Origin of the sequence: Kineococcus glutinatus, assembly GCF_039542765.1 — a bacterium.
Lineage (GTDB): Bacteria > Actinomycetota > Actinomycetes > Actinomycetales > Kineococcaceae > Kineococcus_A > Kineococcus_A glutinatus.
Genome location: NZ_BAABIL010000481.1, coordinates 1 through 9645, shown reverse-complemented (window position 1 = coordinate 9645; position 9645 = coordinate 1). Strand labels below are relative to the sequence as shown.

At 77.4% G+C, this 9645-nt stretch carries 10 protein-coding genes and 1 pseudogene; 8 read left to right on the top strand and 3 right to left on the bottom strand.

The genetic code is table 11. The features are described 5' to 3' along the window. Positions 1–189: 189 nt before the first annotated feature. Genes ABEB16_RS16645 through ABEB16_RS16635 form a run of 3 tightly spaced genes read left to right on the top strand, consistent with a single transcriptional unit; the run spans position 190 to position 3356 of the window. Positions 190–789 carry a TetR/AcrR family transcriptional regulator gene (locus ABEB16_RS16645; RefSeq protein WP_345713341.1) on the top strand — a complete coding sequence of 200 codons (600 nt, stop codon included), beginning with the start codon at positions 190–192 and terminating at the stop codon, positions 787–789. A 45-nt stretch (positions 790–834) separates the two neighbouring features. Next, positions 835–3063, top strand: coding sequence for an MMPL family transporter (locus ABEB16_RS16640; protein WP_345713340.1), 2229 nt, complete (start codon positions 835–837; stop codon positions 3061–3063). After that, entirely contained in the window at positions 3060–3356 is a 297-nt protein-coding gene (locus ABEB16_RS16635) for a hypothetical protein (protein ID WP_345713339.1), read from the top strand. Before ABEB16_RS16640 ends, ABEB16_RS16635 begins: the two co-directional genes overlap by 4 nt. Positions 3357–3377: 21 nt before the next feature. Here the strand turns inward: ABEB16_RS16635 and ABEB16_RS16630 are convergent, their stop codons facing one another. The 3 genes from ABEB16_RS16630 to ABEB16_RS16620 are packed head-to-tail and all read right to left on the bottom strand — an operon-like array spanning position 3378 to position 5544. Next, positions 3378–4307, bottom strand: a complete 930-nt coding sequence (locus tag ABEB16_RS16630) for an NUDIX domain-containing protein (protein ID WP_345713338.1) — start codon at positions 4305–4307, stop codon at positions 3378–3380. Beyond that, positions 4304–4693 carry a DUF3817 domain-containing protein gene (locus tag ABEB16_RS16625; RefSeq protein WP_345713337.1) on the bottom strand — a complete coding sequence of 130 codons (390 nt, stop codon included), beginning with the start codon at positions 4691–4693 and terminating at the stop codon, positions 4304–4306. The genes ABEB16_RS16630 and ABEB16_RS16625 overlap by 4 nt, the downstream gene beginning before the upstream one ends. Next, positions 4690–5544, bottom strand: a complete 855-nt coding sequence (locus ABEB16_RS16620) for an SURF1 family protein (protein WP_345713336.1) — start codon at positions 5542–5544, stop codon at positions 4690–4692. Before ABEB16_RS16620 ends, ABEB16_RS16625 begins: the two co-directional genes overlap by 4 nt. A 171-nt stretch (positions 5545–5715) precedes the next feature. On the opposite strand from ABEB16_RS16620, the gene ABEB16_RS16615 reads away from it, so the two are divergent. From ABEB16_RS16615 to ABEB16_RS16595, 5 genes and pseudogenes are all read left to right on the top strand, one after another. Further along, positions 5716–6036: a putative quinol monooxygenase gene (locus ABEB16_RS16615; protein ID WP_345713335.1), complete on the top strand. Its 321-nt coding sequence runs from the start codon at positions 5716–5718 to the stop codon at positions 6034–6036. 153 nt (positions 6037–6189) lie between these two features. Beyond that, complete coding sequence (locus ABEB16_RS16610; protein WP_345713334.1) at positions 6190–7488, top strand: efflux RND transporter periplasmic adaptor subunit; 1299 nt, start codon at positions 6190–6192, stop codon at positions 7486–7488. Next, positions 7485–8225, top strand: a complete 741-nt coding sequence (locus ABEB16_RS16605) for an ABC transporter ATP-binding protein (protein ID WP_345713333.1) — start codon at positions 7485–7487, stop codon at positions 8223–8225. Before ABEB16_RS16610 ends, ABEB16_RS16605 begins: the two co-directional genes overlap by 4 nt. Positions 8226–8274: 49 nt before the next feature. Then, entirely contained in the window at positions 8275–9429 is a 1155-nt protein-coding gene (locus tag ABEB16_RS16600; RefSeq protein ID WP_345713342.1) for an ABC transporter permease, read from the top strand. Between the two features lie 28 nt (positions 9430–9457). Beyond that, a pseudogene (locus tag ABEB16_RS16595) lies at positions 9458–9645 on the top strand (hypothetical protein); the annotation flags it as partial.

The window sequence follows — 9645 nt, the reverse complement described above, 5'->3', positions numbered from 1 at the left end:
GGTGCGCCGGGGGCGGTGGTGCCGCCCGCGGGCCGGCCGAGGGGGAGGTCGTCGAACAGGGTGCTCATCGGGAGGACAGCCTAGGCGCGCGGCACGACAGCCGGGGGCGCCGCGCCTACCGTGGTCGGGTGGGCGCCGCCCCGCCCGCCGGTGGACCGCTCCGGTCCATCCCGGACTACAGTGGTCCGCGTGCCCCGCGCCACGAGCCAGGAGATCGACGCGGAGATCATCGAGGCGGCCGCCGCCCTCATCGCGCAGCACGGGTACGAGCAGACCTCGCTGCAGCGCATCGCCGACGCCGTCGGCTACTCCAAGACCGGCCTGCTGCACCGCTTCCCCTCCAAGGAGGCCCTGCTGGAGGCCGTCGCGACGAGCTGCACCGCCGCCGTGGACGAGGTCCACGCCGCCGTGCGCGACCTGCCGCCCGGCCCCGCGCGCGACGTGCAGGTCGTGCGCCGCTTCGTCGAGATGGCCGTCGGCCGCCCCGGCTACGTCTGCCTCGTCCTGGCCCTGTGCACCACCCTCGCCGGCACCGCGGCCGGGCAGCGCATGTCCGACGTGCCCGAGCGCTTCTTCGCCGCCTTCGCCACCGACCCCGACGCGCCCCTGCTGCGCCGCCTGCAGGTCCTCGCCGCGCTCGGCAGCCTCGCCGTGACCGCCATGGCCCCGCTGGAGGAGCCCCCCGAGCGGCTGCGCCCCCTCGTGACCGCCACCACCCTGGCCGCCCTCGGCCACCCCGCCGCCGACCCCGACCCCGACCCCGCCGCCGACGCCGCCGGCTCCCGCTGACCCCGCGCCCGGGCCCACCCCGGAGCGCTCCAGAGAGGACCGACCTTGGCCACCTTCCTGCACCGCCTGGGCGCCGGCGCGCACCGGCACCGCGTCGCCGTCGTGCTCGTCTGGGTGCTGCTGCTCGTCGCCGCGGGCGTCGCGGCGCTCACCCTGCAGAAGCCCTACGTCTCCACCTTCTCCATCCCGGGGCAGGAGTCCACCGACGCCCTCGGCCTGCTCGACGAGCGCTTCCCCGCCACCGGCGCCGACGGGGCCACCGCCCGCGTCGTCTTCGACGCCCCCGAGGGCCAGCTCGTCACCGACCCCGCCAACGCCGCGCAGGTCGCCGAGGTCGTGGCCGGGCTCGGCGACCTGCCGCAGGTGTCCTCCGCGAGCAACCCCCTCGACCCCGCCGCGCCCGCCGTCTCCCCCGACCAGCGGGCCGCGTACAGCACCGTCACGTACGAGGTCATCCAGCCCGAGGTCACGGAGGAGGCCCGCGACGCGCTGTTCGACGCCGTCGCCGAGGCCCGCGCCGGCGGCCTGACCGTCGAGGTCGGCGGCGAGGCGACCCAGGCCGTCAGCGAGGTCGGCGGCATCGGCGAGTTCGTCGGCGTCGCCGTGGCGCTCGTCGTGCTCACCATCACCTACGGCTCGCTCGTGGCCGCGGGCATGAACCTGCTCACCGCCGTCGTGGGCGTCGGCATCGGCGCGGCGGGCATCACCGCCCTCACCGGGCTCGTCGAGCTGCAGTCCACGACGCCGATCCTGGCGATCATGCTCGGGCTCGCGGTCGGCATCGACTACGCCCTCTTCATCGGCTCCCGCTACCGCTCCGAGCTGCTCGCCGGCCGCGACGTCGGGGAGGCCGTCGCCCTGGCCACCGGCACCGCGGGCTCGGCCGTGGTGACCGCCGGCACCACCGTCGTCATCGCCCTGGCCGGCCTCGTCGTGGCCGGCATCCCCTTCCTCACCCAGATGGGCCTCGCCGCCGCCGCCACCGTCGTCGTCGCCGTGCTCGTGGCGACCACCCTGGTGCCCGCCGCCCTGGCCCTGCTGGGCCGGCGCCTCCTGCCGCGCCGGCTGCGCGCCGCCACGCCCGCCGACGCGGCCGCCACCGCCTCCCACCCGCTCCTGGAGCGCTGGGGCACCACCGTCACGCGCCACCGCTGGCTCAGCCTGCTCGCCGCGGTCGTCGTCCTCGGGGTCGTCTCGATCCCGGTGGCCGACATGCAGACCAGCCTGCCCGACGACAGCACCGCCGCCCCGGGCTCCACCCAGCGCAAGGCGTACGACCTCATCGGCGAGCGGTTCGGCCCCGGCGTCAACGGCCCGCTGCTCGTCCTGCTCGACGGCACCCCCTCCGCCGAGCGCGCCGCCCCCGTCGCGCAGGAGCTCGGCGCGCTGGAGGGCGTGGCGCTGGCCCTGCCGCAGCCCAACGCGGACGGCAGCGCCGCGCTCGTCACCGTCATCCCGACCACGGCGCCGACCGACCCGGCCACGACCGACCTCGTGCACGCCATCCGCGACCGCCTCGACGCGGAGGAGTCCGGCGGCCTGCGCACCTACGTCACCGGGCAGACGGCCGTCAGCGTCGACGTCTCCCAGCAGCTGCGCGACGCCCTGCCGCGCTACCTCGTGCTCGTCGTCGGCCTCGCCCTGCTGCTGCTCGTGCTCGTCTTCCGCTCGGTCCTCGTGCCCGTCACCGCGGTGCTCGGCTTCCTGCTCACCATCGGCTCGGCGCTGGGCGCCACGACCGCGGTGTTCCAGTGGGGGTGGCTGCAGCAGCTGGTGAACTCCGACGTCACCGGGCCGCTGCTGAGCATGGCGCCGATCATCGTCGTGGGGATCCTCTTCGGCCTGGCGATGGACTACCAGGTGTTCCTCGTCTCCCGGATGCACGAGGCCCACGCCCACGGCAGCGCCCCCCGCGAGGCCGTGCGCACCGGTTTCCGGCAGGCCGCCCCCGTCGTCGTCGCCGCCGCCGCGATCATGTTCGCCGTCTTCGCCGGGTTCGTGCCCGAGGGCGACGCCACCGTCAAGCCGATCGCCTTCGCCCTCGCGATCGGCATCCTCGCCGACGCCATCGTCGTGCGGATGGTGGCGGTGCCCGCGGCGCTGTCCCTGCTGGGCGGCGCGGCGTGGTGGCTGCCGCGCTGGCTGACCTGGCTGCCCGTGCTGGACGTGGAGGGGGCCGCGCTGGAGCGGACCGCCGCGGGGGCGCCCGCCGGCGCCCGCGCGGCTACGGTGGGCCGCGGGAAGGCCGCCCCCGACGGAGAGGACGCACGATGAGCAGCGACGCACCCGCCGACACCCCCGTGCCGCGGGAGGTGCCGCCACCCCCGGGCGCGGACCTGCCGGCGGTCGTCGACGAGATCGAGGAGCGGGTCGCCACCGAGGTGCAGCGGGAGGTGCACGGCGACGACGAGTCCGCGCGCCGGGCCCGCACCCCGGACACCGGTCAGGGCCCCTCCCAGGACGTCGTGCCGGACACCACCACCGGTGCCGCCGACCCCACCCTCGGCGCCGACGAGGACCCCGACGACACCACGGACGGGATGCCGCGCTCCGAGCCGACCGGCTGAACCGCGGCCCGGGCGGGTGGGTCAGGCCCCGGCGGCCTGCCCCACCGCCCGGCGGGCCACCTGCAGGCCGCGGGCCGCGACGCCCACCAGCCCCAGCGAGGGCGCCTGCTCCAGCGGCACCCACCGCGCCAGGTCCGTGCTGCCGCCCACGTCCAGCACCACCGGCTCGCGCACCTGCCGCGCCGTGGCCGTCACGACGACGCGCAGCGCGTGGAAGTCCTCCAGCACCCCCGCGGGCGAGCGGCCCGTGAAGTGCTCCGAGCCGACCTCCACGAGGGCGTCGACGTCGACGTCCATCCCCGTCTCCTCCCGCACCTCCCGCACCGCGGCGTCGCAGGGGTGCTCGCCGTGGTCGACCCCGCCGCCGGGCAGCGTCCAGCGCCCCGGCGACGGCGTGCGCGGCGACAGCCGGGTCAGCAGCATCCGCTCCCCGGCCACGACGACCGCGTAGGCGGCCAGCCGCTGGCGCCGCACCGGCGCCCCGTCCTCCCCCGGCGCCCCCGGTGCCTGCTCCACCGCCGCGGCGAACGCCCCGTCGGCGGCCACGGGCAGCTCCGGCAGCGCGGCGGCCTGCACCCAGCGGCCGTGCCGGTCCCCGCGCGGGGGATCGCCCAGGTGCCCGCCGTGCAGCAGGGTCACGGCGTGCACGAGGTGCACGGTGTGCACGTCGAGCGGTCCGCCCGGCGTCACGCGGCGCGACACGACGCTGCGGGCCGACAGCGGCGCCCCCGTGCGGACCCCGCCCACCCCGGCCGCGGCCAGCGCCCGCCGCAGCCCCTCCGAGGGCGACTCCCCGTGCCGCAGCACCACCGCGGGCAGCACGTCGCCGGGCCCGTCGCCGCCCACGCCGTCGTGCGGGCCGGGCACCACGAACAGGTGCTCCCCCGAGCGCAGGACGGCGTGGACGACGACGCGCTGCAGCCGCCGGGTGCTCGCGCGCGCTGCGCTCACCGGCGCCCGAGCTGGCCGGCGACGGCGCGCTGGTTGACCCGCTCGGCGTAGAACGAGAGGAAGGGCACGGTGCCGGCCAGCGCGGTGAGGACCATGCGCGAGACCGACCAGCGCACCCGCGTGCCCAGGTCGAAGGTGGTGATGAGCAGGAGGACGTACAGCGTGCCGTGGATGGGGCCCATCGCGCGCACGACGAGGTCGCCGCCGCCCATGACGTCGAGGTACTTCTGCGGCATCCCGACGAGGGTCAGCACGAGCAGCCCGATGCCCGTCAGCCACGCCGCGACCCGGTAGCGCAGCAGCGCCGCGGCCACCTTGCGCGGGTCGCCGAGGGGGGCGGGGGACGCCGCGGGACGGGCGTCGCGGGTGCTGTTCTCACTGCTCATCGGGTGTGCTCCTCCAGCAACTGGTCGCCGCCGTCGTGGACGTGGTGCGGATCGTGGTCGCAGGCCGGGCCGGGCGCGGGGTCGGGCGCCGGGCCGGGTGCGGGGTCGGGCGGACCGGCGCCGGCCACGGGGCCGGTGGGTGCGCCCACCTCGTCGCGCAGCGCGCGCACCCACACGAGGACGGCGAAACCGCCGAAGACCGCCCACTGGGCGGCGTAGGCCAGGTTGCGCCAGTCCAGCCGCCGCTCGGCGCTGCCCGCCTCCTCCGGCGGCGCCACGCGCAGCGGCGCCCCGGCGGTGGTGGCCACGGCGTAGGCGGGCAGCAGCGGGTAGCCGACGCGGTTGACGAGGAGGGCAGGGCTGGCGACCCACACCTGCCCGTCGGGCAGCGGGCCGCTGCCGGGCGCGTCGTCGCTGGCCTCCGGCGGCTGCACGACGCCCACGAGGTCGGCCGCACCCGCGGCCGGGGGCGCGGCGGTGGTGCCCGCGGGGACCCAGCCGCGCACGACGGGCACCCCGCTGCCGTCGGCCAGGCGCACGACGCCCAGCACCCAGGACCCCTCGGCGCCCTCCAGCCGCCGGCGCGGCAGCAGGAGCTGCACGTCCTCGTCCCACGTGCCCACCAGGCGCACCCGGCGGCCGACCTCCTCGACGGTGAGGGGGTCGGTGCGGCCCACGACCCCCTGCACGTCGACGACGGGGTGCGCGGCGGCGGGCGAGGACAGGACGACGTTGCCGCGCTGCCACTGCCAGGTGCCGAGCACACCGCACGCGGCCACGACGAGCAGGCAGACGGCGGTCAGGAGCACCCCCCGGCGCGTCAGGAGGACGCGGGCGGCGGGAGCGGGCACGCTCCCAAGGCTACGTCGCCGGGTGCGCCGCACCGCACGGCGCACCCGGCGCGGCGGCGGGAGCCCGCGGGCGGCAGGATCCGCGGGGGCGGGCCGACCGCCCCGGCGCCCGGGCCCGCGCCCGGTGCCCGTGCCCGAACCCCGTGCCCGAACCCCGATCCGGAGGACCCCGTGACGATCACCGTCCTGGCCACCATCACGCCCAAGCCCGGCCGCGCCGCCGCGGTGCGCGCCGCCTTCGAGCAGATCATCGGCGACGTCCACCAGGAGGAGGGCTGCCTGCTCTACGCCCTGCAGGTGGGCGGGGAGCAGGGCGCGGAGAAGCTGTACATGGTCGAGAAGTGGACCTCGCGCGAGGCGCTGGCCGCGCACGCGGCGGGCGGGCCGCTGCGCCGGCTGGACGAGCTGCTCGGCGACGACCTCGCCGTGCCCACCGAGGTCGTCGTCGCCGACCCCGCCCCCGCGGGCGATCCCGCCAAGGGCGCGCTGTGACCCGCTGACCGCGGCCGGCGCGGTTCCGCCCGGCGCGGGTGCGGGCGGGACTGCGCCGGGCGGGTGGCGCGCACAGCGCGCGGACAGCTCCCACAGCCCTGCCACAGGTCGCTCACACCCCGCTCCGGGGCGGGCGGTCGACCCTCACGCCTCGTGCCCCTCCTCTCCCGCCTGCGGTGGCAGTACGCCGCCCTGACAGCCGTCGTCCTCGCCTGCGCCGTCGCGGCCTGGTTCCTGCTGGCCGGCGGCGGTGGCGACGCCCAGGCCGCCACCGTGCGCACCAGCGCCGCCACCACCGGCGACGTCTCCGCCACCGTCACCGCCTCCGGCACCGTCACCGCGCCGAAGCAGGCCACGGCCAGCTTCACCGGCTCCGGGACCGTCACGGCCGTGGCGGTCACCGTGGGCCAGGTGGTGGCCGAGGGCGACGTGCTCGCCCGCATCGACACCGCCGCCGCGGAGCTGGCGCTGGAGCAGGCCCGCGCAGACCTCGACTCCGCCGCCGACGCCCTCGAGGCGGCGCAGGACGCCGAGGACGCCGCCGAGGCCGCCGAGGAGGCCGAGGACGCCGCCGAGGCCGCCGGGGAGACGGCCGGCGCGGCGAGCGGCAGCGCCACCGGCAGCGGCACCGGCGGCTCGGCGCAGTCGGTGGCCCAGGCCCAGGCCTCCCACGACAAGGCGGAGCTGGCCGTGCAGGAGGCGCAGGCCACCCTCGACGGCACCACCCTGACGGCCCCCATGGCCGGCACCGTGCTCGAGGTCAACGGCGTCGTCGGCGACACCGCGGGCTCCGGCTCCACCGGCAGCGCGGCCGCGGCCGGCGGGCAGTCGGGCACCTCCAGCACCTCCAGCGCCTTCGTCGTCCTCGCCGACCTGTCCGCCCTGCAGGTCGAGGCCGACTTCTCCGAGAGCGACGTCGCCTCCCTCGCCACCGGGCAGACCGCGACCGTCACGCTCAACGCGACGGGCACCAGCAGCCCCGGCAGGGTCGCCGCGATCGGCCTGACCGGCACCGCGACGAACGGCGTCGTGCAGTTCCCCGTCACGATCTCGCTGGACTCGCTGCCCGAGGGCGTCCGCGTCGGGCAGACGGCCAGCATCGTCGTCACGACCGAGTCCGCCACCGGCGTCGTCACCGTGCCCAGCGCGGCCGTCACCTCGACCGGCACCGGCACCGGCACCGTCACCGTCGTCACGACCGGCACCGACGGGCGGAGCTCCCAGCAGCGGCGCACCGTGTCCACGGGTGTCGTCGGCGACACCGCCACGGAGATCACCGAGGGGCTCACCGCGGGCGAGCAGGTGCTGCTGCCCACCCTCACCACGACGACCTCCACGGGCACCACGCAGCGCACCGGCACCCAGGGCGGTCTCGGCACCGGCGGCGGCTTCGGCGGCACCGGCGCCGCCCCCGGCGGGTTCGGTGGCGCCGCCCCGGGCGGCACCCGATGAGCACCGGCGGCACCGGCACCCCGGCCCTGGCCGTCCACGACCTGCGCAAGCGCTACGGATCCGGGGACACCGCCGTGGAGGCCCTGCGCGGGGTCGACCTCGTCGTCCGGCGCGGCGAGTTCGTCGCGATCATGGGTCCGTCCGGGTCGGGCAAGTCCACGCTCATGAACCTGCTCGGCTGCCTCGACACCCCCACCTCCGGCACCTACCTGCTCGACGGGGTGGACGTCGGCGAGCTCGACGAGACCGGCCTGGCCCTGGTGCGCAACCGCAAGCTGGGCTTCGTCTTCCAGGCGTTCCACCTGCTGCCCCGCACGAGCGCGGTGGCGAACGTGGAGCTGCCGCTGGCCTACGCCGGCGTCGGCCGGGCGCAGCGGCGGCAGCGGGCCCTGGCCGCGCTGGACCTGGTGGGGCTGTCCGACCGCGCCGGCCACCGCCCCAACGAGCTCTCCGGCGGGCAGCAGCAGCGGGTGGCGGTGGCCCGCGCCCTGGTGACGGCCCCCGCGCTGCTGCTGGCGGACGAACCCACGGGCAACCTGGACACCCGGTCCACCGCGGACGTCCTCGCCCTGTTCGGGCAGCTGCACCGGCACGGGCGCACGATCGTCCTCATCACCCACGAGGACGAGGTCGCCGCGCACGCCGAGCGGGTGGTGGTCGTGCGGGACGGGCGCATCGTCTCCGACCGCCGCCAGCAGCCGGTGGCGCCGGCGCCCCTCGCGGCGGGGGTGGCCTGAGGTGGGGCAGGCGGCGCGCTTCGCCCTGCTCGGCATCGCGGCGAACAAGATGCGGACGGTGCTGACGACGCTGGGCGTCCTGATCGGCGTGGCGGCCGTCATCGTCGTCGTGGCCGTCGGCAACGGCGCCTCGGCGTCGGTGCAGCAGCGCATCTCCGGCCTCGGCACGACGACGATCACGGTGCGCAGCGGCGGCGCGACCTTCGGGCAGGGCGCCGCGAGCTCGGCCTCGCTCACCGTGGCCGACGCCGACGCCCTGGTCGGCCCCGAGAGCCCCGACGTGGCGTCGGCGGTGCCGGTGGTCAGCACCTCGGCCACGGTCTCCTCCGGCGGCACGAGCACGACGACCCAGGTCGTGGGCACCCGCCCGGGCTACCTCGACGCCTCCTCCTACGGGGTGAGCGCCGGCGAGCCGTTCACCACCGCCGACGTCGACGCCGCCCGCAAGGTCGTGCTGCTGGGCAGCAGCGTCGCCACCGACGTCTTCGCCGGCGCCAGCCCGGTCGGCCGGCAGGTCCTGCTCGACGGCGTGCCGTTCACGGTGGTGGGGGTGGTGGCGTCGGAGGGCACGAGCAGTGGCGGCGGCGCCGACGCCGACGCGGTGGTCATCGCGCCCCTGACGACGCTGCAGCGCTCCCTCACCGGCTTCGGCAGCATCTCCTCGATCACGGTGCAGGCCCGCAGCGCGGAGGTGGCGGACGGGGCCGCCGCCCAGGTCTCCGCGGTGCTGGCCGACCGGCACCCCGCGGCGGACGGGCAGGAGGCGGGCTTCACCGTCACGAGCGCCTCGGCGCTGCTGTCCACCGCGCAGGAGACCACCCGCACGTTCACGGTGCTGCTCGGGGCGATCGCGGCGATCAGCCTGCTCGTCGGTGGCGTCGGTGTCACCAACATCATGCTCGTCAGCGTCACCGAGCGCACGCGCGAGATCGGCGTGCGCAAGGCGCTGGGGGCGACCCCGGCCGCGGTGCTGGGGCAGTTCCTCCTCGAGGCGGTGCTGCTCAGCCTGCTCGGTGGTGGCCTCGGCGTCGCCCTGGGGCTCGCGCTCAGCCGGCTGGAGATCTCCGGCATCCAGCCGGTCGTGGTGCCCGCATCGGTCGTGGTGGCGCTCGGTGTCTGCGTCGCCATCGGCCTCTTCTTCGGCGGTTACCCCGCCCACCGCGCCGCGCGGCTGCGTCCCGTCGACGCGCTGCGGCACGAGTGACCGACCCACCACCCCTGGAGGACGACCCGTGACCGATCCCAGCACCTCCCCCGTCGCCGCCCCGGCCGGCCCCGCAGCGGGCCCCGGCCCCGGCGCGGGGCGCGAGGCCCTGCACGACACCCTGCTCGCGCCCGTCGACGGCGACGACCTCGACCCCCGGCTGCGGCAGCGCCGCTCCCGCCGGCCCGACCGGCGGGTGGTGCTCGCGCTGTCCGC

Excerpts from the sequence above, each read along its gene's own strand:
- ABEB16_RS16625 (WP_345713337.1), bottom strand. The coding sequence starts at position 4,693 with ATGAGCAGTGAGAACAGCACCCGCGACGCCCGTCCCGCGGCGTCCCCC.
- ABEB16_RS16605 (WP_345713333.1), top strand. The coding sequence starts at position 7,485 with ATGAGCACCGGCGGCACCGGCACCCCGGCCCTGGCCGTCCACGACCTG.
- ABEB16_RS16635 (WP_345713339.1), top strand. The coding sequence starts at position 3,060 with ATGAGCAGCGACGCACCCGCCGACACCCCCGTGCCGCGGGAGGTGCCG.
- ABEB16_RS16600 (WP_345713342.1), top strand. The coding sequence starts at position 8,275 with ATGCGGACGGTGCTGACGACGCTGGGCGTCCTGATCGGCGTGGCGGCC.